We start from the raw sequence: 19,252 nt of genomic DNA, 5'->3' as shown, positions 1-19,252 counted from the left end.
GGCGCGCCGTGAAGCCGCAGCCGACGCGGCAAATTCTGCCGATTAATCAAGTGATTCCGCGCGGATGAATCCGCGCCTGAAATCGGCGCGTCGTCCGTTTTATCTGCGAACGACTTCACGATCCCAATGTTCCAACGCGTTCCGCCGCCTTAGCCCGCGGCGAAGAGAGCCTTGTCATGACCGTTTCCTCGGCAACCTCTGCTGCAGCCTCCGCCGCCTCGAGTTCGTCGAGTTCATCGTCGAGCGCATCGATGGGGATGAGCTCGACCGATTTTCTCAACCTGCTCGTCAGCGAGCTGCAGAACCAGGATCCGCTGAACGCCACCAGCACGACCGACTTCATCAACCAGCTCACCTCCTACGCCAACTTCACCGAGCAGCAGTCGACCAACGCCAGCATGACGTCGCTGGCGAGTTCATTCTCGAGTCTCGTGACGCTGAACTCGGTCAACTATATTGGCCACACCGTCGAGGCGAAGACGAGCACGGCGGAATTGACCAATGGTTCGGCGACCTTCGGTTACTCGCTCACCTCGGCCGCTTCCAACGTGGCGATCACGATCCAGGACTCTTCGGGCAACACGGTGTGGAGCGGCAAGGGGACCGGAAACGCCGGCTCAAACAGCTTCACCTGGAATGGTCAGACCACGAGCGGCACCCAGCTCAGCGATGGCGGCCAGTACACGATCCAGGTGACCGCGACCGACGCCGCCGGAAACTCGCTGCTCAGCTACACCACGATGACCGGAACGGTGACCGGGATCGATGCCTCCGGCTCGACGCCCTCGTTGCTTGTGAACGGCGTCCCCGTCAGCGCCGCCAACATCATCGGCGTCACGTCCTGATTGCTTCCGGAGTATTATCATGAGTCTCACTGGTGCACTTTCCTCGGCGATCTCGGCGCTCAATGCGCAGAGCCAGTCGCTGGCAATGATTTCCGACAACATCTCCAACGCCGATACCACGGGTTACAAGACCACCTCGGCGATGTTCGAAGATCTGGTGACGGCGTCGAACAGCGCCACCTCATATACGTCCGGCGGCGTCACGGTGTCCGGCCGCGCCAACATCACCCAGCAGGGATTGCTGGCCGCGACCACCAACGCCACCGACGTTGCGATCCAGGGCAGCGGCTTCTTCGTCACCACCAACGCGACGTCGGGCGGCACCACCTCCTATACGCGCAACGGCGCGTTCACCACCGACAACGCCGGCTATCTCGTCAACAACGGCAATTACCTCGAGGGTTGGCGCACCGACGCTGACGGCAACATCGTTGGCAATGCCTCGGCCGCGAGCCTCGGGCCGATCAACACCCAGGTGGCATCGACCAGCGGCAGCGCCACCACCAAGACCACAGTCGCGGCGAATCTGCCGGCCGATGCGGCCATCAACGCGACCTTCAACAGCTCGATGACGGTCTACGATTCGCTCGGCACGGCGAGCACGATCCAGATCGACTGGAAGAAGACCGCCGACAATACCTGGCAGGCCAGCTTCGAGCAGCCGAAGCTTGCGTCGGACTCCAGTACGGCCAGTGCCAACGCGATCACCGACACGGTGGATATCACCTTCAACAGCGACGGTTCGCTCGCCTCGACGGTGCCGAGTCCGCCAACAATCTCGGTGACCGGCTGGAAGGATGGTGCGGCCGACAGTTCCGGCACCACTGCCATCGCGCTCAATCTCGGTACGGCCGGCAAGACCGATGGCCTCACGCAATATTCGTCGGGCGAGACCACGCCAGCGGTCGATCTCACGAGCATCACGTCGGACGGCCTGCCTTATGGCAAGCTCAGCAGTATCTCGATCGGAAAGGGCGGCGTGGTCGACGCGACCTATTCCAACGGGCAGACGATCGCGATCTACAAGATTGCGGTCGCGACCTTCAGCGATCCCAACGGATTGAGCGCGGCCAGCGACGGCATGTACTCCGCGACGGCAGCCTCCGGCAACGCCACGCTGCAGACTTCGGGGAGCAACGGTGCCGGAACCATCTACGGCAGCGAGCTGGAATCCAGCACCACCGACACCAGCGGCCAGTTCTCCAACATGATCTCAGCGCAGCAGGCCTATTCGGCGGCATCGCAAGTGATCACCACCGTCGACAAGATGTTCGATACGCTGATCTCGGCGGTGTCGCGATGATGACCGCAAAGAATGACCGCTTGCTGGTCCGGCTTCGGCGGCTAAAGGCGAGGGCCGCTTCGGTTCGGCCGAACGACCGGGCGCAGCTCACTGCGCTGCTCGACGATGTGGAGACATTGCGCGGCGAGCTGATGCGCGAATGCGCGCGGCTCGACCAGGAACTCAACCGGGCCACGGTCCGGGTAACGGCGATCACCGCGTACGGGCGCAGCGCACAATCGGTCCGCGCCCTGCGTCGCGGACACTAGCTTGAACGGGAGCGATGACATGACACCGGAACGCAACATCAAGATCAATCCCGCGGGCAATGACGAGCGCGCGAGGTCGTTGATCGCGCTGATCGACAATCTGATCGCGATCGTCAACGAGGAGAACGTCGAGCTCGCCAAGGGCCTGCCGGCCTCGCGCCTGAAGCAGGTCGACGAGAAGAACCGGCTTGCCACTTTGTTCGAGCAGTGCGTGGCAGAGGCCGTCGGCAAGACCGCAAACCTCAACGTCCAGGATCGCGTGCTGCGCGAGCAGCTGATGGACCGGATCCTGAAGCTCCGCGGGGCGATGGACGAGAACGTGATGCGGCTGCGCGCGGCGATCGATGCCAGCAACCGCCGGATCGAGGCGATCATGCAGGCGATCCGCGAGCAGATCGCCAATGTGTCGCCCTACGGGGCCGGCGGCCGTCGCGTCACGCCCGCGATGTCCTATGGCACCAACGTGCGGGCCTGATCTGGTCCGCGCCGGAGGGAGTTAGCCGTGTCGTCGCTCGATATTGCACGAAGCATTGCATTCAGCGGGCTGTCGGCCACGCAGGTGCAGATCAGCGTGACCTCGGCAAATATCTCGAATGCCGACACCAAGGGCTACACCGAGAAGACCGCCAACCAGAGCGCCAGCGTCACCGGCGGCGTCGGTACCGGCGTCACGATCACGGGGATCACCAGCGCCGTTGACAAGCTGCTGCTGAAGTCGTTAGTCGGGGCCGATTCCGATCTCGGCGCCGCCGACACCACCAACAGCTTTCTGACCGAGCTCCAGCAGCTCTATGGCAGCACCTCGAGCGGGGACAGCTCCACCACGGGCACCTCGCTTGCCAACACGCTCGCCGCCTTCGAATCGGCATTGTCGTCGCTGGCGAGCACGCCGAGCAGCGCGTCGCTGCAGTCGAACGCGGTCAGCGCGCTTGCCGCGGTCACGACACAGCTGCAGCAGACCTCGAGCGGCATCCAGACGCTGCGCTCCAATGCCGACCAGGATATCGCGTCGTCGGTCACCGACATCAATTCCGATCTGCAGCAGATTTCCGACCTCAACAAGCAGATCAAGCAGCAGGCCGCAGCGGGGCAGTCGACCGCCGATCTGGAGGACCAGCGCAACAGCGCGCTGCAGGACCTCGCGTCGATGATGAATGTGAGCTATTTCACCACGTCGACCGGTGATCTGCAGGTTTACACCGGTTCGGGGCAGGCGCTGGTCGACAGCACGGCGCATCCGTTGAGCTATACGGCGCTGCCCAGCGTCACGGCTTCTACGACCTACAGCGCAGGATCGTCGAGTGGCTTCAGCGGTATCACCGTCAACGGCGTCGACATCACCTCGCAGATCTCTTCCGGCAAGGTCAGCGCGCTGATCACCTTGCGCGACCAGACGCTGCCGGCCGCACAGTCGCAGCTCGATCAGCTCGCCCAGCAGCTTGCCGCGAGTGTCAACACCGTGTCGAACCAGGGCACGTCGGTGCCGCCGCCGTCCAGCCTGACCGGCACCGCCACCGTGAGCAGCGCGACGCCGCTGTCGGCGACCGGCACGGTGCGCGTCGCGGTTGCTGACAAGAGCGGTAATCTCGTGTCCTACAAGGACCTTGATCTGTCGTCCTACGCGACGGTCGGCGATCTTGTCACCGCGATCAACGGCATCTCGGGCCTGTCGGCGTCGGTCGATGCCAACGGGCATTTGTCGATCTCGGCGACCGGGTCCGGCAACGGCGTCGCCATCAACGAGATGACGAGCTCGGTCGGCAGTTCCGGTGATGGGTTTTCGGATTATTTCGGGCTCAATGACCTGATCACGGGGACTGGCGCGTCGGATATCGCGGTCCGCAGCGACATCCTCAACGGCACGGCGGCGCTGCCGACGGCGACGCTCGATGCGTCGTCCACGCTGACGGTCGGAAGTTCGGTGCTGTCGCCGGGCTCCGCGACGGTGGTGAACGCGCTCTCGAGCGCGTTGACGGGGTCGACCAATTTCGCCATGGCGGGCGGGCTCGGCGCCACCACCGGCTCGTTCACCGATTATGCGGCCGCGATCGTCGCCAACGTCGCAAGCAAGGCGACCCAGGCGTCGGCGACCTATACCGCCAAGCAGACCGCGCAGTCGACCTATGCGAGCTCGCTGTCGTCGCAGTCCGGCGTCAACCTCGACCAGGAAAGCGCGAATCTGAGCTCGTTGCAGAACAAATACGCTGCCGCGTCCCAGATCATCACGACCATCAACGCCATGTTCTCGGCGCTGATGACTGCGATGAGCGCAAGCTGAGTGTGAGGGCGTTATCATGATGATGCGTGTTGCTACCTTTGCGCAGTCGGAACAGATGATCACCAGTGCGCTGCGGGTGCAGGCGGTGATGGCCAACGAGCAGGTGCAGGAATCCTCGGGGCTGCAATCCGAGGATTTCGGCGGTTACGGCTCCGGCGCCGGGCGTGTCATCAATCTGCAGGTCTCGGTGACGCGTGCCCAGTCCTATATCGATGCCAGCAATCTCGCCGACAACAAGGTGCAGGCGATGTATTCGGCGGTCGGCTCGGTGACCGATATCATCACGCAGCTTCGGACCCAGCTCAGTGCGGCGACCACCGGCAGCAGCACGGCGACGGCGTCGGTGATCAACTATGCCCAGCAGGCGATCTCGCAGATGCAGGGATTGCTCAACACGCAATATGACGGCGAATATGTCTTCAGCGGCGCCCGCACCGACACCGCCCCTGCGGATCTGTCGACCTTCGACACCGGCACCGCCTCGCTGACGACATCAGACGCCAGCTACTACAAGGGCGACAGCGAGATCGCGTCGGTGCGCGTCTCCGACAGCCAGTCGATTTCCTACGGCGTCACGGCTGACAACCCGGCCTTCGAGCAGGTGATGCGGCTTCTGAAGTACGTCGGCAACAGCACGACGCTGTCGTCGAGCGATATCTCGCAGGCGCTCGACCGTGCCAGCGATGCGCTGGATGCGACGTCAACGGTGCAGGCGAAGCTTTCGACAGCGGCGTCGCAGATCGAGACCGCCAGCACCAACCAGAGCGACTACCAGAATTTCGCAAAGACCCTGTCGACCAACCTCACCAGCGTCGACGTCGCGGCAGTGACGGCGCAGCTTTCGACCTATCAGGCGCAGCTGACGGCGTCCTATTCGGCGATCGCCAAGATTCAGGGCCTGAACCTGGCGAGCTATCTGCGATAGCAGGCCACAGATCGCATCAGCGGTTCAGGATCTTCAGCCAGACATCGCCGAGGATGATCGGTTCGCGCGGGGCGAGCCAGGTGAGGCCGGCCGCCTGGCCAAGCTCGGCGATGCTGCCCTTGCTTTGCATATCCTCAAGCACCTTGTTGACGGCATCCAGCAGCGCCTTGTCGGTTTCGAGCGCAACGTAGCCGCGGTTGGCGCCGATCGGATAGTAGTAGCCGGAGGCCGTGATCACGGTGTCGGGATGCTCGGCGCGATAGGCGTCGAACCGGCGCAGGTCGAGCAACGTGGCGTCGAATTCGCCGCGCTCGAGCTCGCCCAGCAGGTCGCTGCGCCCCGGAACGAGGTGGGTGATGTCGTCGATCAGCTTGCCCTTGTCGAAGGTCATCAGGATGGCATCGCCGAGCGTGCCGCTTTCGATCGTGAGGCGAAGCCCGGCGAGATCGCCGATATCGGTGATCTTGCGGTCCTTGAGCTTGTCCTTGGCCTTGGGACCGAGCACGACGGTCATCGGCGAGTAGATGTAGGGCCGGCTCGGCACCAGCACGCCGATCGGGATCCGCCGGCGCCGATCCTCGCGGGTGGCGCCGTCGAAGTCCGGCAGCTTGGCCGTCGTGACGCCGGGCACCCTCAGCGAGTCCGTGGTGAGGGCGTAGCCACCGACCAGCGAGCAGCGTCCGTCCGACAGCAGCGCGTTGGCTTCGAGTGCGGGACTCGAATCCTCGTCGAGCTTGCTCTCGAACCACTGGATCTTGAGCGGCCGTCCGAGCCGCTCGGCAATGGCCTGCGCGAGCGCCACGTCGAAGCCGGCGTCCGGCTTGCCGCGATGATGCGCCGACAGCGGCGGCAGATCCTCGTCGAGACATACCTTGAGCGGGTCGCCGGCGGCATGCGCCACCGGCATCGCGGCGAGCAGTAGAGCCGCCGCCGCGCCCGCAAGCAGAGCCCTCATGGCGTCCTCCGGCTCGACACGAAGGCCCAGACGTCGGCGATCTCCTGTTCGTTCAGGATGTCGACCCAGGGCGGCATCTTGCCGTTCTTGCCTTGCTTGACGGTCGTCACGAAGCGCGTCTTGTCGTCGGGGAAGGCGCGCAGGTCCGGCGTGATGGTGCCGGAGTTGACCATGTTGGGGCCATGGCAATGCGAGCAGTTCTTGGCGTAGGTGACCTTGCCCTGATCGGCCTGACCGGAAAGATCGATTGCACTGGTTTGCTGTGCGGCAGCCGGGATCAGCATGATCAAGGCCGCCGCGACGGCGGCGAAGATCGCCGCCGTCAACAGGGTTACTCTTTCAGTCACGTGCGCTCCGCGCTCAGTTCTTGACCGCGAAGACCCACAGCGACCCGCCGGGCGGCACTTTCGCCAGCCGCTCGTCGCCGGAGAACAGTGCGTAGACGCCGCCATAGCCCGAGGTCACAGCGACATACTGCACGCCGTCCTGCTGCCAGGTGACGGGCTGCCCTTCGATGCCGGAGCCGGTCTGGAACTGCCAGAGCTTCTTGCCGGTGTCGGCGTCGAACGCCTCGAACTCGCCGGTCAGCTGACCGGAGAACACCACACCGCCGGCGGTGGAGAGCACGCCGGAGAAGCGCGGAATGTCGCTCGGCGCTTCCCACTTGGCCTTGCCGGTCATCGGATCGATCGCCTTGAGATGGCCGCGCGGTCCGGTGCCCCATTCCCAGGGATCAGTGAGGTCCATGCCGAGATACCACTCGCCCTGCTTGAACGTCACCGGCTCGGCCTTGTACTTGCCGCCGAACGCCAGCGTGTTGGCGTAGGCGAGGCCGGTCTGCGGATTGTACGACATCGGCTCCCAGTTCTTGCCGCCGAGGATCGACGGATAGACGGTGACCTTCTTGCCGTCACGCGCATCCTTGCTGACGTCGGTCTCGATCGGGCGTCCGGTCTTCATGTCGATGCCGGTGGCCCAATTGACCTTCACATAGGGATTGGCCGCGAGCAGCTTGCCGTTGGTGCGATCGAGCACGTAGAAGAAGCCGTTGCGGTTGGCATCCATCAGTACCTTGGTCGGCTTGCCCTCGACATTCATATCGGCCAGCACCATCTCGGCCACCGAGTCATAGTCGAACGGATTGTTCGGCGAGAACTGGTAGTGCCACTTGATCTTGCCGGTCTTCGGGTCGAGCGCCAGCACCGAGCAGGTGTAGAGGTTGTCGCCCGGACGCACCGCCGAATTGAACGGGCCGGGATTGCCGATGCCCCAATACACAGTGTTCAATTCGGCATCATAGGAGCCGGTGATCCAGGTCGATCCGCCGCCGAGCTTCCAGGTATCGCCCTTCCAGGTGTCGCCGCCGGGCTCGTCCGGCGTCGGGATCGAATAGGTACGCCAGAGCTTCTTGCCGGTCGCGGGGTCCCAGCCGTCGATGAAGCCGCGGGTGCCGAATTCGGCGCCCGAGATGCCGGTGATGACAACGCCGTCGGCGACCAGCGGCGCCACCGTCATCGAGTAGCCTTCCTTGATGTCGGCGGCCTTCTCGCGCCACAGCTCCTTGCCGGTCTTGGCATCGAGCGCGATCACGTTGGCGTCGAGGGTGGTGCGAAACACCTTGCCGTCATAGAGCGCCGCGCCGCGATTGATGATGCCGCAGCAGACGATACGCGGCGTCTCGGCGGGATACTCGACCTTGGTCTTCCAGATCTGCTTGCCGGTCTTGGCGTCGACCGCGATCGTGGCGCTGTGGGTGGTGACGTAAAGGACGCCCTGGTAGACGAGCGGCTGCGATTCCTCGCTGCGATCGTCGTTCAAACTGTAATTCCAGACCGGCACCAGATTCTTGACGGTGTCCTTGTTGATCTGGTTCAGCGGCGAGAAGCGCTGAAGATTGTAGCCCATTCCATAATTGAGAACGTTCGATGTATCAGTCGCCCCCTTGACCAACTGTTCGTTGGTCTGCGCGCTTGCACCATACGATGCAAGAATCACGAGGCTTGCGGCCAGCGCAATGCGTCTCATCATATCTCCTCCCAATGAACCTTTTTGCTGCACGCCTATTCCCTGACGTTGCGGATGCAACCATCGGCCTGAAAGCAAAACGGGTCAATACGAAAACGTGAACGAACCCCAGCGAACGCCCCGGGGGCGGCCGAAGCGTCAGGTTTTTCGCAGATGCGTCCGTAGCTTACCGCGGCGTGGAATACACAACACCACGCGTGGCCCGCGGTTATGTCGCAGCGCGGACGGTTCGATCAGCTTGACGGCGAATGGGGACAGGCACTCGGGCGCGACTTCGTACCCCGCTTGTCCGGCGGCACATTGCAATTGTCGATGCGCTGCTCGTCGGTCCATTTGCGGCCGAGCCGCTCCTTGCCGGTGAGCGTGCGTTGCTGGACCGCCTCCACGGATCGGGCAGGGGCTCTATTCTGTGCCGACACCGGCGCGATCAGGCCAAGCACGACAAGGCAGCCCAACGCATTCCTGCAAATGCCGCTCATGGATGACCTCGTTCATTCGGGTGCGATGCGTCAGGACTCCAGAAATGACCGGTGGGAAGGTCTCGTTCCACCCGAAACCCGACGAGGGCTTACCGGCTGCGCAAACTGTACGACGCGTCTCCAAAGCTGTTATGCTTTGTCTCGATTTGCAGCGCGCGCTTCGTCACTTCGCCGGAGCGGCACGCAAGGGAGACGAATGATGATTTCGCGCCGATCGCTTGTTTTGACTTTGGCCATGGCCGCCCTCGCGGGCCCCGCTTTGGCGGCATCCGGCCGCGGCAGCGTGCTCAAGATGCTCGATCCCGACAATGACGGGACGGTCGACCTTGCCGAAGCCAAGAAGGCGGCCGCCGTCCTGTTCGCAAAGCTGGATCCTGACCATGACGGCACGCTCGACGTGCGCGAATTGCGTGGACGGCTGACCGCGAAAGAGCTGGCGATGGCGGATCCGGATCACGACGGCACCCTGACGCTCGACGAATATCTCGCGGTCGTCGAGCAGCGCTTCAAGGCCGCCGATCCCGACAATGACGGAACGCTGGATGCGAAAGAGCTGAAGTCGCGCGCCGGCCGGGCACTGCTGCGCCTGCTCAAATAGCTTCCAGCAGCACCCTCCACGGGGCCGATTCCGGTCATTGACGCTGGAATCCGCCGCATAACAAAAAAAGTTGCGATTTCGCTCTTGGGCAAGACTCGGCCGCCGTGATCGGGGCTCCTTATCCGTGCGTCGCTGCCGGGCAGCCGGAAAATGCCTGACAGAACAGTGTCGGAATTTCCCAGCCGTTCCTAAGCCAGGCAGGAGTCAGCGAGCCGTCGTCCGTTCCGGCATGTCCAGCAGCGAAGTCGGGTCCTTAACCCCCCAGCTTGCGCCCTGGAAAAGCCAGCCCTAGCTTGCCGCGCGGCGCGAAGCTAGCGCCAACTTATACTTGGGAGAAGGAAATGGCCTGGAAAACACCGAAGATCGTCGAAGTGCCGGTGGGCATGGAAATCAACATGTACGCCTGCGCAGCGCGCAAGTAACGTGAGACAGCCTGCCCGGCTGGTGCAGCTTGCTGCATCGGGCCGTGGCAGGCGTCTTTCCCGCAAAGTACTTTCGCGGCTCTGACGCAGTCGCTCGAACAGCTTCCCTCACATCCTTCCCACAGGACCTTGAGATCGACATCGCCCGCGCGATTGGCGGGCCGTACTGCTTTGTCCTACAGTGCGGTTCAAGGTGGTGCTACGGGACGATGAATCTCGCAATCAAGATCGGGCGTCGGGTAGGCGTGGTGTGCGCGGTGGTTGCCGGCGTCGCCGCGGTGTTGCCGCTCGGCGCCTATGCCGAGGGTTTTGATACCGAGCACATCTTCGGCTTCATGATCGGCTCCGATGTGGGCGAGGTCGGCGAGCGCGAGTTTCAGACTCAGGCCACCGGGCGCTTCGCGAAGGACGGCGGCCGGTATCGCACGCTCAATCAGGAATTGGAGCTCGAGCTCGTTCCGGCGCCGAATTTTCGTGTCGAGCTCGGAGCGTCGTTCTCGGCCTACGACATCAGCCGCGTCCCGGGCTTTGACGATCGCCGCCAATTGTCGTGGCAGGGCGTCTCGGCCGATTTTCGCTATCGCTTTCTCGATCGCGAGACGGCGCCATTCGGCATGACGGTCGCGTTGGAGACACGTGCCGACCGCGTCGACGAAGTGACGGCCGCGGCCGTCCGCAGCTACGGCACCGAGCTCACGCTGGCGTTCGACCGCGAAGTGATCCCGAACTTTGTGGTGGCGGCCATGAACGTCAGCTATGAGCCGGAATGGACGCGGATGCCGCGCACCGGCACAGCAGAGCAGGACGCCACGGTCGGCGTCGCGTTCGGGCTGATGGCCAAGGTGAAGCCGGATATCCTGCTCGGCGCTGAAGCGCGCTATTTCCGGAAGTATGAGGGGATCGGCCTCGATGAATTGTCCGGGCAGGCGCTGTTCATCGGGCCGACGGCCTATTTCCAGCTCTCCGAGCGCTCACGCCTGACCGCGACCTGGAGCGTCCAGGCCTGGGGACAGCACGCCGGGAGCAGCGGCGCCCTCGATCTGGTCAATTTTGAACGCCATCAGGCGCGGCTGGTGTACGGTCTCAACTTCTAGGTTCCCGCGTCCTCTCACGGGGCTGTGAAACTCTGTCCTGGCTGATTACGTATTCCGTCGTGTTATCTACTTCATGAGCACGCTTAGGGATCGCGCATGAACCCGATTGATCTGATCGTCACTGTATGTGCCGTGCTGTCGCCCGCCACGTGCGAGGAGCAGCATCTGGTGTTCAACTGGAGCGGCTCGCTGCAGCAATGCGCCATGGCCGCGCCGCCTTACATCGCGCAATGGGTCGGCGAGCATCCGAAATGGACCGCGGTGCGATGGCGCTGCGAATATCCGCACAGCAATGACCGCGCTGGCATCGGCGGCAAGCCGCCGACCGGCTAGGCACTCTACTTGTTGCAATCCTTCAGGTCCTTGTCGGAGACCGAAAACACGGCGTCGGCCTTGATCTCGATGTCGCGGACGAAGCACTGTTTGGCGCCGCTGTAGCCGACCTTGGCGTCGTAGCGGCCGGGCTCGACGCCGGTGATGCGCAGGCGCTCATCGTGATCAACTTCCTTGTCCTTGTCGTTGAGCGTCTGGTTGGGACCCCACTCGTTCTTGCCCGCCGGCGACAGCTCGAAGCTCGAAATCGTGGCGCTGGTCAGATTCCACAGCCGGATGCCCTTGCCCTTGCTTTGGGCCAGCACCGCGCCCGGCAGCACAAGCAACGCAACCCCAGCCGCAATCAACGCGCGCGACATCCAATTTCTCCCTTACGCTTTGTCCAAGGATGACGGCGTCTCACATATTTGCAAGGTCCAACTGTGAGAGCTGCCGCTTGATTTCGCCGATCTGGGCTTCATCGCGCGACGCGCGCGGCGCGGTGATGGTCTCGACGTGAAGGATACGTGCCGGCCGCGGCGACAGGAAGAACAGGCGGTCGCCGAGGCGGACCGCGTCGTCGAGATCGTGGGTGACCAGGAGCGTCATCATCTTCCGGCTTGCCACCAGGGTCGCGACCTGATCGCGCAGCCGCCCCGCGAGTGCATTGTCGAGCGAGGCCAGCGGCTCATCGAGGATCAGAAAATCCGGCTCGATGGCGAACGCGCGGGCGAGCGCGACGCGGCGGGCGAGGCCGAGCGACAACTCGCCGGGGAAATGGTTGCGGTGCACGGTCAGTTCGAGCACCTCGAACAGCGCCGAGAGTGTACTGTCGTCGACATGCGGTGTGGCCAGCCGCACATTCTCCTCGACGGTGCGCCAGGGCAGCAGCCGTGGCTCCTGGAACACCATGCCGAGGCGCATGCCGGGCGAGCACGCGACGTGGCCCTGGTAGTTGCCGTCGAGCCCGGCGAGGATCCTGAGCAGGGTGCTCTTGCCGCAGCCCGACGGGCCGAACAGCACACCAACCTCGCCGGCGTTCAATGTGAAGGTGACGTTGTCGAGCACATCGTGCCGCTTCCCGGCCGCGCTCGCAAAACTCTTGCCTGTGATATTGACCTCAAGCTGCACGGAGCCGCCACCGCGTTAGCTTGGTTTCAAACGGCTGCACCAGCAGGGTCTCGATGACCAGCACGACACCGGCAAAGCTCAGCGAGTAGGCGAGCAGCAAGGGGATATCGAACAGCTGGAAGGCGACGCCGATCTCGAAGCCGACGCCGTTCGGCCGGCCCAGATATTCAGCAACCAGAACGATCTTCCACACCAGCGAGAGCCCGGAGCGCGCGGCGGCCGCAATGTAGGGCGCAAGCTGCGGCAGGATCACATGCCGGAAGGCGCGGCCGCGCGGCAAGGCAAATGCCGTTGCCATCTCGTCGAGCGCGGGATCTAGTGCGCGGGCGCCCTCACGTAGCGTGACGACGGCGGTCGGCAGTTTGTTGATGGCGATCGCCGCGATCGCGGCGACCTCGGTCAGCCCGGCCCAGATATAGGCGAGCACGATGACGACGAGTGCCGGCAAATTGAGCAGCAGGATCAGCCAGGGGTCGCCAAGGCGGTTGGCCAGCGAGACGCGGCCCATCAAATAGCCGATCGCCGAGCCGAGCGCCATCGCGAGCGTGAAGGCCAACGCGACGCGCGCCAGCGTGGCGCCGAGATTGACGAACAGCGCCCCGGATCTGGCTTCGGCGATCAGCACCGCCAGCACCACCGGCGGCGCCGGCAGCTTTGCATCGCCGATCAGCAGCGAGGCAATCCACCAGGTCGCGATGAACAGCGCGAATGACAGGAGACGCAGCACCGCTAGTCTCCCGGGATCGCTTGATAGAACGTGCCCGGATCGAGCTCGGTTGCCGTGCCGACCAGCTCGCGGCCGCCGAGCTGCGCCAGCACCCGGTAGAGTATGCGCGCATCCGCTTCTTCATCCGCGATCGAACGACGCGGAATGCCTTCGCGGTAGCGGTCGCGATAGGCATGCAGGGTTGCTGCATCCTGCGCACCGGTGAGCGGCGCAATCGCATCCCATTCGGCGTCCGAAGTCGCCAGGATCTGCTTTGCGGCGCGCGTCACCGCGATGAAGCGGGCCACCAGATCCCTGTTGGCGTTGGCCCAGGCTTCGTCGAACACGTAGCCGATCATTGCGATGCGGCCCTTGCTGCCGAGCTTTTGCAGGATTTCTTCCATGCCGGCGAGACGGCGGAAGCCCTTGGCTTCAAGCGCGGCGCAGAAATTCCAGTAGTTGAGCGTCGCGTCCATCTCGCCGTCGAGCGTCTTGGCGGTAAGCAGCGGCGGCGCGCCATAGACGATGGTCGATTGCGACTTCAGGTCGACGCCGTCCTGCTTCAATGCGGCCTGCAGCAGCAGCCAGTTCTTGTCGATCGCGCCGCCGGCGACGGCGAGCTTGCGTCCCTTGAGATCCGCGAGCGTCTTGAGCGGCGAGGAGGCCGGGATCATCACGGCCCCTAGTGCGCTCGAATAGGGATAAAACTGCAGCTTGGCGCCGAGCGAGCGCTCGCGCGAGACCCAGGGCCAGTCGGATACCATCACGTCGGCGGAGCCGGCGCGTAGCGCGATCTTGCCGGCCTCGGGGCTGGCGAGCTCGGTGACGTCGATCGTCAGATTGGCCTTCTTGTCGAGGCCATGGGAGCGAATGACGGCCAGTTCCCAGGCCAGCGTTCCGGTCTTCTGCGCTGCAATGCGGATGGTCTGCGCATTGCACGAGGTGCCGAACTGCACGACCGCCAGAACTGCCGCAGCCAACACCGTGCGTACAGAGATGATCATCGTTTCTTGAGCCACTTCCCCGAATGTTTTCTTTTCTGATCAACATCCATAGCATAGCTTGCGGGAAGAGAAGAGGAAGCAGGACCATGGCAGGAGCTGGCATGCTACGACCGATTGTCGCCGTCCTAGTGCTCGCCGGGACGGCCATCAGCGTGCGGGCCCAGGAAGTCAATGACTATCCGACCTCGGCGCGGGCCGAATATGTGTTCGGCTGCATGAAGGCCAATGGCGAGAGCCGGCAGGCGATCGAGCAATGTTCCTGCTCGATCGACGTCGTCGCCTCGCTGGTACCCTACGATCGCTATGTCACGGCCGAAACCGTGTTGAGCCTGTCGCAGGTGCGCGGCGATCTGGGTAGCCCGTTCCGCACGTCCGAGCAGGCCGCCAACGCGCTCAATGACCTCAGGCGCGCCCAGGCCGAAGCCGAGGTCAGGTGCTTCTAGCGTCTGTCGTGGACGGATGGCGCGTCAGGTCCCGGGATTGTCGACCTTCCATTCGTGCTCGAAGATGTGTCCGTCGGTGTCCTTGGCTTCGGCACGGAAACGCTTTGCGCCGTTCGAGACGTAGGTGAAGCGGATATTGGGATCCTCGGAAATCGAGATTCCTCCCTCCATCGCCAGCACCGGACTGTCATCCTGCCAGATGTGCAGTTCGTTGACGAAGAAGGCCGGGACATAGAGCTGCGTGACCTGGTCCATCTGCAGGCCTGAATTGTTCGGATGTCCGATCATGATCTGGGCTTCCCGCGTGCTGCTCGCGGGCCCCTGTTCGGGCCTTGCGAATTGCCGGTAGCGCATCTGGCCGAGCCGGTTGTTCGCTTCCTCGGCGTTCTTGGCCGCCGGCGCCGAGCAGCCGCCGGAGGCCTTGACATAGACCTTGCTGACATAGAGCTTGCCGTCGCTGAGTTCCGCAACCGCGTGCACATTGGTGTAGTTGTTGACGCGGACGCGGGTGGCGATCTCGGTGACGTTGGCGCTCGGCCCCAGCGTGAATTTCGCGGCCATCGGCGCCGGGTTCTCGTCGATGACAAGCGTGATCGCGACGACGCGGCGGCTGTCGCTGGGCGGCAGTTTAGTGCGCAGCGTCACCGGAACGATCGCGGCGTCTTCCGCGCGCGCCGGCATCTCGATGCCGATGACGTCGCCGCCATCGTTCATCGGGCGGTTGCTGAAGATGTCCTGGACCAGGCCCGGCCAGGGATCATAGGGCTCTGCGGCGGGCGCGCTCGGTGAGCCAAGCGCGATCGTAAAGAGGCTGGCGATGCAGAGCAGGCGGGCGCGATGTCGAGGCATGTTCGCGAGATCCTATCCAAGCCGCGCCAGTATAGGACGAACCGCTACTCCCATTCAATTTCCGAGAATGCTGCAGTTGCGTTGCGGGCGTTGTAGTCGTCGAACAATTGCCAGCGTGGCCGCTCGGCTGCGGCGGCATGCTCCGCTGCGGCCGTGATCGGCTTGCCGCCTGCGACGAGCGCGCGCACATCCGCGGCCAGCGTCTGGAGATAACGCCGCTCGTCGGCGAGCGCTGCGGGCCATGCGCTCACGGGTCCGTGACCGGGAACCACGCGCTCGGCGGGAATCGCCGCGAGGTCGTCGAGTGCACGCAGCCAGCCCTTCAGGCTGCCGTCGACCACGGGAATATGCTCAAGAAACACCATATCGCCGGCGAACAGCGTCCTCGTGCGCTCATCGAAGACGGTCAGGTCGTTGTCGCTGTGGGCGGGTGGCCAAGCCTTCAGGGTGAGGGTTCGTCCGCCGAGGTCGAGCTTCAGCGTGTCCTCGACCAGCACGGTCGGGGGAACGATGCGGACTTCGTCGATCAGCGCATCGCCCATCGTGCGGCGAAAGCCGTCGAGATAGAATTGCCCGCGGGCCGCCAGCGCGCGCGGCAGGCTCTTGTGGCCGACGAAGCTGGTGCCGTCGCCGACGAACGCCGCGTTGCCGAAGCTGTGATCGGGATGCGCGTGGGTGTTGATGACGTAGCGGATCGGCCTGTCGGTGCGGCTGCGAACCGCCGCGAGCAACTGCCGCCCTTCGCGAACGCTGCCGCCGGTGTCAATCACGGCGACCGCGCTATCTCCGATCACGAATCCCACATTGGCGATGGCGCCTGCGTTGTCGCGCGTCATCAATGCGGTGAGCCCGGTGTGCACGAATATTCCGGGAGCGACTTCGCTCACAGGCAATTCCGCCTGTTGCGCCCGCGCTATGGTCGGCGCCCAAAGCATCAGGAGCAGCGTAAGCACCGAACCGCCATGAGCCATGTTTCTGCCTCAGTTTCTCCGGAACGCGCGATCGATATAGCCACGCACCAGTTTGCGCTGCAGCAAGCAACGCGGCGCCGTCACGATCATTATTCCTGTTGCACGTCATGGTGCGACGGGCAATTGGTGGGCCCATCCGATCAAGAGGAGACCGCGTGATGAGAATTGCCGGATGCCGTCCTGTACTGTTCGCGCTTGTCGGCTTGATCGCCTGCTTCGGCGGCCGCGACATCGCGCGCGCGCAGGTCAACGATCAGGGCGAACTCTCCATCGAACTCGTCGATGCCAGGGTGCTACGCATCTGCGCCGATCCGCGCAATCTGCCGTTCTCGAACGACAAGGGCGAGGGGTTCGAGAACAAGATCGGCGAGCTGCTCGCCGAGAAGCTGCAGAAGAAGCTCGACTACATGTACTTTCCGCAAGCGACCGGCTTCGTGCGGATGACGCTCGCGGCGCATCGCTGCGACGTCATCATGGGATTTCCGCAAGGCGACGACCTCGCGCAAGGCACCAATCCGTATTACCGTACGGCCTATGCGATCGTCGCCAAGGCCGGCAGCGGCCTCGACGAGGTCACGACGCTGGAGGACGCGCGGTTGAAGGGCAAGCACATTGGCATCGTCGCGGGAACGCCGCCGGCGACCAACATGGCCATCAACGGCCTGATGACCAACGCAAAGCCCTATCCGCTGATGATCGACACGCGCTACGATTCGTCGGCCGAGGCGATGATGACCGATCTCGCCAAGGGTGAGATCGACGCCGGCATCCTGTGGGGGCCGATGGCGGGCTTTTATGCCAAGAAGGCGAACCCGCCGCTGCATATCACGCCGCTGGTCAAGGAGACCACGGGACCGAAGCTCGTCTATCGCATCGGCATGGGCGTGCGTGGGTCTGATCAGAACTGGAAGCGGCAGCTCAATCGCCTGATCCAGGAGAACCAGCCGGCGATCAACAAGATCCTGCTCGACTACGGCGTTCCGCTGCTCGACGAGAACGACCGTCCGATCGGGCCGGAGACCGCGACCAAATCGCCATGAACAGGCGCGCGGCCATGCTTGCGGTGATGTTGGTCGCCGCTTCGCCTGTCCGCGCGCAGGACCATCCCGCAGAACCCGAGGGCTATCGCACCGAGGACTATCGCGCGCCGGTGCCGACAACGCTTGCCGGCGCACAGGTGCTCACGACCGCGGAAGCGGAAGCGATCTGGCGCGAGAAATCCGGCGCCTTCGTCGACGTGCTGCCGCGCGCGCCGAAGCCAAATCTGCCCGCCGGCACGGTGTGGCGCGAGCGGCCGCATCAGAATATTCCGGGCAGCATCTGGCTGCCCGACACCGGCTACGGCAGGCTCGCCGCGCCGACGGAGGAGTATCTGCGACGCGGACTGGCCCGCGCCTCCGGCGACGACAAGGCGGGGCTGCTGGTGATCTACTGCCAGGAGAATTGCTGGATGTCGTGGAATGCGGCCAGACGCGTGCTGTCCTACGGCTACCGCAACGTGGCGTGGTATCCGGATGGAACCGACGGGTGGGGGCGCGCCAAACTGCCGCTGGCGGAAGCGGAGCCCGAGCCGCGCGAAGGCGAGCAATAAGCCCGCGCTCACGCGCGCTTTGCGAGCTACTTCTGCTTGTCGAGCTTGCTGATCGTCTTGCCGCCGTCGCCGTCCGCGGTGGTGAACGTCACCTTGTCACCGGCGTGAAGCTCCTCCAGCGACTGTCCCTTGGGCACCTTGTATTCCTGAACCGCGCCGCCGGCCGCGCCGACCGTGCCGCTTTGTGTCTGCTGGATCGAGATGGTTCCGCTCAATCGGTCAATCTTGGTGACCATTCCCGACATGGGTTGCTGGGCCAAAGCCGCTGACGTGACCAGGCTCGCGGCCGCAAGGCCGGTCATGACGATCTTGGCTGCTCTCATCGAGGCCTCCCAACTTCAGATATAGTTGGAGACAACGAGCGGAGCGCGCAGTTTGTTCCGGATCGGCGCCGCCCAAGAGAACACATTGGGAGGCATGTTCATGATCGCCGGGTCGATTGGTCGCAGGCCTCAATCCAGCTCCTGCTGGATGGCCCGGCCGAGCGCGAACAGGCGCTGGTCGATGGTGGTCGGCACCTCGCAGACGAATCGCACCACGCGTCCGCGGTCCTCGAAAATCCGCGTCTCCCAGACCAGCTGATTGCCGAGCTCATCGACCTTGGCCTGGTCCGGCGGTGTGGCGTCCTGCAGCGCCTGCAGCGCAAGCGTATCGGCGCGGATCTTTTCCGCGGCCTCGCGCTGCTTGCGCATCACGCGTTCGAGCCCGTTCATCACCGAGGCCCGCTGCCCGTTGAGCGTATTGAACAGGCCTGCGAACAGCAGCTTTCCCGCATTGGCCTTGTCGGCCGCGGCAGCCGACAGGAACTCGGTGATCTCCTTCTGCGCGTCCTCCAGCGGAATGCGGCGTGCCGCGAGCTTGGCCGCCAGCGCGCTGATCTTCGGATCGTCCTTCCATTTGGTCTCGGCATCGCCGAGCGGCGGCCCGGCCCAGACGGCGGCAAGCGAGATCTCGGGCACCTTGGCCTGTGCGCAGGGCCAGTCAGGATAGCGCGGGTCCGCGGCGGACGCGACCTGGTTCGACAGAACCATCGCGCACAGCGCGCCAAGTGCTGTTAGCCAAGGTCCGATTCG

General features: G+C 64.0%; 25 protein-coding genes. 13 read left to right on the top strand and 12 right to left on the bottom strand.

Annotated elements, in window-relative coordinates; translation table 11 throughout:
• Positions 1-176: 176 nt before the first annotated feature.
• From HAP48_RS48405 to HAP48_RS48380, 6 genes are read left to right on the top strand one after another with little or no spacing between them, the layout of a single operon-like run.
• Positions 177-845, top strand: a complete 669-nt coding sequence (locus HAP48_RS48405) for a flagellar hook assembly protein FlgD (RefSeq protein WP_035976580.1) — start codon at positions 177-179, stop codon at positions 843-845.
• A gap of 19 nt (positions 846-864) precedes the next feature.
• Complete coding sequence (gene flgE, locus HAP48_RS48400; RefSeq protein ID WP_166208030.1) at positions 865-2,148, top strand: flagellar hook protein FlgE; 1,284 nt, start codon at positions 865-867, stop codon at positions 2,146-2,148.
• The gene (locus tag HAP48_RS48395) at positions 2,145-2,396 is read left to right on the top strand and encodes a hypothetical protein (protein ID WP_166208026.1); all 252 of its coding nucleotides are present in this window, start codon (positions 2,145-2,147) and stop codon (positions 2,394-2,396) included. Before flgE ends, HAP48_RS48395 begins: the two co-directional genes overlap by 4 nt.
• Before the next feature lie 19 nt (positions 2,397-2,415).
• On the top strand, positions 2,416-2,871 hold the full coding sequence (locus tag HAP48_RS48390; RefSeq protein WP_029080079.1) for a hypothetical protein: 456 nt from the start codon (positions 2,416-2,418) through the stop codon (positions 2,869-2,871).
• 27 nt (positions 2,872-2,898) lie between these two features.
• Positions 2,899-4,674: a flagellar hook-associated protein FlgK gene (gene flgK, locus HAP48_RS48385; RefSeq protein ID WP_166208023.1), complete on the top strand. Its 1,776-nt coding sequence runs from the start codon at positions 2,899-2,901 to the stop codon at positions 4,672-4,674.
• Between the two features lie 16 nt (positions 4,675-4,690).
• Complete coding sequence (locus HAP48_RS48380) at positions 4,691-5,599, top strand: flagellin (RefSeq protein WP_166208020.1); 909 nt, start codon at positions 4,691-4,693, stop codon at positions 5,597-5,599.
• A gap of 16 nt (positions 5,600-5,615) precedes the next feature.
• Here the strand turns inward: HAP48_RS48380 and HAP48_RS48375 are convergent, their stop codons facing one another.
• The 4 genes from HAP48_RS48375 to HAP48_RS48360 form a co-directional block, all read right to left on the bottom strand.
• On the bottom strand, positions 5,616-6,554 hold the full coding sequence (locus HAP48_RS48375) for a substrate-binding periplasmic protein (protein ID WP_166208017.1): 939 nt from the start codon (positions 6,552-6,554) through the stop codon (positions 5,616-5,618).
• Positions 6,551-6,838 (bottom strand): c-type cytochrome, encoded by a 288-nt coding sequence (locus HAP48_RS48370; protein WP_166215880.1) that lies wholly within the window; start codon positions 6,836-6,838, stop codon positions 6,551-6,553. Before HAP48_RS48370 ends, HAP48_RS48375 begins: the two co-directional genes overlap by 4 nt.
• A gap of 76 nt (positions 6,839-6,914) precedes the next feature.
• The gene (locus tag HAP48_RS48365) at positions 6,915-8,579 is read right to left on the bottom strand and encodes a methanol/ethanol family PQQ-dependent dehydrogenase (RefSeq protein WP_166208014.1); all 1,665 of its coding nucleotides are present in this window, start codon (positions 8,577-8,579) and stop codon (positions 6,915-6,917) included.
• Between the two features lie 233 nt (positions 8,580-8,812).
• Positions 8,813-9,058: a hypothetical protein gene (locus tag HAP48_RS48360; protein WP_224496871.1), complete on the bottom strand. Its 246-nt coding sequence runs from the start codon at positions 9,056-9,058 to the stop codon at positions 8,813-8,815.
• A 199-nt stretch (positions 9,059-9,257) separates the two neighbouring features.
• Between HAP48_RS48360 and HAP48_RS48355 the strand changes: the two genes are divergently transcribed.
• The 4 genes from HAP48_RS48355 to HAP48_RS48340 all read left to right on the top strand — a co-directional run bounded on the left by HAP48_RS48355 (position 9,258) and on the right by HAP48_RS48340 (position 11,505).
• Positions 9,258-9,656: an EF-hand domain-containing protein gene (locus tag HAP48_RS48355; protein WP_166208011.1), complete on the top strand. Its 399-nt coding sequence runs from the start codon at positions 9,258-9,260 to the stop codon at positions 9,654-9,656.
• A gap of 341 nt (positions 9,657-9,997) precedes the next feature.
• Entirely contained in the window at positions 9,998-10,078 is an 81-nt protein-coding gene (pqqA, locus tag HAP48_RS48350) for a pyrroloquinoline quinone precursor peptide PqqA (protein ID WP_009031067.1), read from the top strand.
• A 209-nt stretch (positions 10,079-10,287) separates the two neighbouring features.
• Positions 10,288-11,172 carry a hypothetical protein gene (locus tag HAP48_RS48345; protein ID WP_210292780.1) on the top strand — a complete coding sequence of 295 codons (885 nt, stop codon included), beginning with the start codon at positions 10,288-10,290 and terminating at the stop codon, positions 11,170-11,172.
• 96 nt (positions 11,173-11,268) lie between these two features.
• A complete protein-coding gene (locus HAP48_RS48340) occupies positions 11,269-11,505 on the top strand; it encodes a hypothetical protein (RefSeq protein WP_166208008.1) in 237 nt (78 codons plus the stop codon).
• Between the two features lie 5 nt (positions 11,506-11,510).
• On the opposite strand, the gene HAP48_RS48335 is transcribed toward HAP48_RS48340, so the two are convergent.
• The 4 genes from HAP48_RS48335 to HAP48_RS48320 are packed head-to-tail and all read right to left on the bottom strand — an operon-like array spanning position 11,511 to position 14,325.
• Entirely contained in the window at positions 11,511-11,864 is a 354-nt protein-coding gene (locus HAP48_RS48335) for a hypothetical protein (protein ID WP_166208005.1), read from the bottom strand.
• Between the two features lie 40 nt (positions 11,865-11,904).
• Positions 11,905-12,615, bottom strand: a complete 711-nt coding sequence (locus tag HAP48_RS48330) for an ABC transporter ATP-binding protein (protein WP_166208002.1) — start codon at positions 12,613-12,615, stop codon at positions 11,905-11,907.
• The gene (locus HAP48_RS48325) at positions 12,605-13,342 is read right to left on the bottom strand and encodes an ABC transporter permease (protein WP_166207999.1); all 738 of its coding nucleotides are present in this window, start codon (positions 13,340-13,342) and stop codon (positions 12,605-12,607) included. The genes HAP48_RS48330 and HAP48_RS48325 overlap by 11 nt, the downstream gene beginning before the upstream one ends.
• 2 nt (positions 13,343-13,344) lie before the next feature.
• A complete protein-coding gene (locus HAP48_RS48320) occupies positions 13,345-14,325 on the bottom strand; it encodes an ABC transporter substrate-binding protein (RefSeq protein WP_166207996.1) in 981 nt (326 codons plus the stop codon).
• A 101-nt stretch (positions 14,326-14,426) separates the two neighbouring features.
• Here HAP48_RS48320 and HAP48_RS48315 point away from each other — a divergent pair, with 101 nt between their 5' ends.
• The gene (locus tag HAP48_RS48315) at positions 14,427-14,768 is read left to right on the top strand and encodes a hypothetical protein (protein ID WP_420869846.1); all 342 of its coding nucleotides are present in this window, start codon (positions 14,427-14,429) and stop codon (positions 14,766-14,768) included.
• 24 nt (positions 14,769-14,792) lie between these two features.
• On the opposite strand, the gene HAP48_RS48310 is transcribed toward HAP48_RS48315, so the two are convergent.
• Entirely contained in the window at positions 14,793-15,617 is an 825-nt protein-coding gene (locus HAP48_RS48310; protein WP_166207990.1) for a quinoprotein dehydrogenase-associated SoxYZ-like carrier, read from the bottom strand.
• Between the two features lie 44 nt (positions 15,618-15,661).
• Positions 15,662-16,588: a quinoprotein relay system zinc metallohydrolase 2 gene (locus tag HAP48_RS48305; RefSeq protein WP_166207987.1), complete on the bottom strand. Its 927-nt coding sequence runs from the start codon at positions 16,586-16,588 to the stop codon at positions 15,662-15,664.
• 158 nt (positions 16,589-16,746) lie between these two features.
• Here HAP48_RS48305 and HAP48_RS48300 point away from each other — a divergent pair, with 158 nt between their 5' ends.
• Together HAP48_RS48300 and HAP48_RS48295 are read left to right on the top strand one after the other, a co-directional pair.
• The gene (locus HAP48_RS48300) at positions 16,747-17,628 is read left to right on the top strand and encodes a substrate-binding domain-containing protein (RefSeq protein WP_166207984.1); all 882 of its coding nucleotides are present in this window, start codon (positions 16,747-16,749) and stop codon (positions 17,626-17,628) included.
• A complete protein-coding gene (locus HAP48_RS48295; RefSeq protein WP_166207981.1) occupies positions 17,625-18,179 on the top strand; it encodes a PQQ-dependent catabolism-associated CXXCW motif protein in 555 nt (184 codons plus the stop codon). The genes HAP48_RS48300 and HAP48_RS48295 overlap by 4 nt, the downstream gene beginning before the upstream one ends.
• A gap of 26 nt (positions 18,180-18,205) precedes the next feature.
• Here the strand turns inward: HAP48_RS48295 and HAP48_RS48290 are convergent, their stop codons facing one another.
• Positions 18,206-18,502, bottom strand: coding sequence for a copper-binding protein (locus HAP48_RS48290; protein ID WP_166207978.1), 297 nt, complete (start codon positions 18,500-18,502; stop codon positions 18,206-18,208).
• A 129-nt stretch (positions 18,503-18,631) separates the two neighbouring features.
• The gene (locus HAP48_RS48285; RefSeq protein WP_166215869.1) at positions 18,632-19,210 is read right to left on the bottom strand and encodes a hypothetical protein; all 579 of its coding nucleotides are present in this window, start codon (positions 19,208-19,210) and stop codon (positions 18,632-18,634) included.
• Positions 19,211-19,252: the final 42 nt, after the last annotated feature.

This window comes from Bradyrhizobium septentrionale (genome assembly GCF_011516645.4).
Lineage (GTDB): Bacteria > Pseudomonadota > Alphaproteobacteria > Rhizobiales > Xanthobacteraceae > Bradyrhizobium > Bradyrhizobium septentrionale.
The sequence above is the reverse complement of the archived record's forward strand: the minus strand, read 5'-3'. Positions and strand labels throughout refer to the sequence as shown.

Excerpts from the sequence above, each read along its gene's own strand:
- HAP48_RS48405 (WP_035976580.1), top strand. The coding sequence starts at position 177 with ATGACCGTTTCCTCGGCAACCTCTGCTGCAGCCTCCGCCGCCTCGAGT.
- flgE (WP_166208030.1), top strand. The coding sequence starts at position 865 with ATGAGTCTCACTGGTGCACTTTCCTCGGCGATCTCGGCGCTCAATGCG.
- HAP48_RS48395 (WP_166208026.1), top strand. The coding sequence starts at position 2,145 with ATGATGACCGCAAAGAATGACCGCTTGCTGGTCCGGCTTCGGCGGCTA.
- HAP48_RS48390 (WP_029080079.1), top strand. The coding sequence starts at position 2,416 with ATGACACCGGAACGCAACATCAAGATCAATCCCGCGGGCAATGACGAG.
- HAP48_RS48380 (WP_166208020.1), top strand. The coding sequence starts at position 4,691 with ATGATGATGCGTGTTGCTACCTTTGCGCAGTCGGAACAGATGATCACC.
- HAP48_RS48375 (WP_166208017.1), bottom strand. The coding sequence starts at position 6,554 with ATGAGGGCTCTGCTTGCGGGCGCGGCGGCGGCTCTACTGCTCGCCGCG.
- HAP48_RS48370 (WP_166215880.1), bottom strand. The coding sequence starts at position 6,838 with ATGCTGATCCCGGCTGCCGCACAGCAAACCAGTGCAATCGATCTTTCC.
- HAP48_RS48365 (WP_166208014.1), bottom strand. The coding sequence starts at position 8,579 with ATGAGACGCATTGCGCTGGCCGCAAGCCTCGTGATTCTTGCATCGTAT.
- HAP48_RS48360 (WP_224496871.1), bottom strand. The coding sequence starts at position 9,058 with ATGAGCGGCATTTGCAGGAATGCGTTGGGCTGCCTTGTCGTGCTTGGC.
- HAP48_RS48355 (WP_166208011.1), top strand. The coding sequence starts at position 9,258 with ATGATTTCGCGCCGATCGCTTGTTTTGACTTTGGCCATGGCCGCCCTC.
- pqqA (WP_009031067.1), top strand. The coding sequence starts at position 9,998 with ATGGCCTGGAAAACACCGAAGATCGTCGAAGTGCCGGTGGGCATGGAA.
- HAP48_RS48345 (WP_210292780.1), top strand. The coding sequence starts at position 10,288 with ATGAATCTCGCAATCAAGATCGGGCGTCGGGTAGGCGTGGTGTGCGCG.
- HAP48_RS48340 (WP_166208008.1), top strand. The coding sequence starts at position 11,269 with ATGAACCCGATTGATCTGATCGTCACTGTATGTGCCGTGCTGTCGCCC.
- HAP48_RS48335 (WP_166208005.1), bottom strand. The coding sequence starts at position 11,864 with ATGTCGCGCGCGTTGATTGCGGCTGGGGTTGCGTTGCTTGTGCTGCCG.
- HAP48_RS48320 (WP_166207996.1), bottom strand. The coding sequence starts at position 14,325 with ATGATCATCTCTGTACGCACGGTGTTGGCTGCGGCAGTTCTGGCGGTC.
- HAP48_RS48315 (WP_420869846.1), top strand. The coding sequence starts at position 14,427 with ATGCTACGACCGATTGTCGCCGTCCTAGTGCTCGCCGGGACGGCCATC.
- HAP48_RS48310 (WP_166207990.1), bottom strand. The coding sequence starts at position 15,617 with ATGCCTCGACATCGCGCCCGCCTGCTCTGCATCGCCAGCCTCTTTACG.
- HAP48_RS48305 (WP_166207987.1), bottom strand. The coding sequence starts at position 16,588 with ATGGCTCATGGCGGTTCGGTGCTTACGCTGCTCCTGATGCTTTGGGCG.
- HAP48_RS48300 (WP_166207984.1), top strand. The coding sequence starts at position 16,747 with ATGAGAATTGCCGGATGCCGTCCTGTACTGTTCGCGCTTGTCGGCTTG.
- HAP48_RS48295 (WP_166207981.1), top strand. The coding sequence starts at position 17,625 with ATGAACAGGCGCGCGGCCATGCTTGCGGTGATGTTGGTCGCCGCTTCG.
- HAP48_RS48290 (WP_166207978.1), bottom strand. The coding sequence starts at position 18,502 with ATGAGAGCAGCCAAGATCGTCATGACCGGCCTTGCGGCCGCGAGCCTG.
- HAP48_RS48285 (WP_166215869.1), bottom strand. The coding sequence starts at position 19,210 with ATGGTTCTGTCGAACCAGGTCGCGTCCGCCGCGGACCCGCGCTATCCT.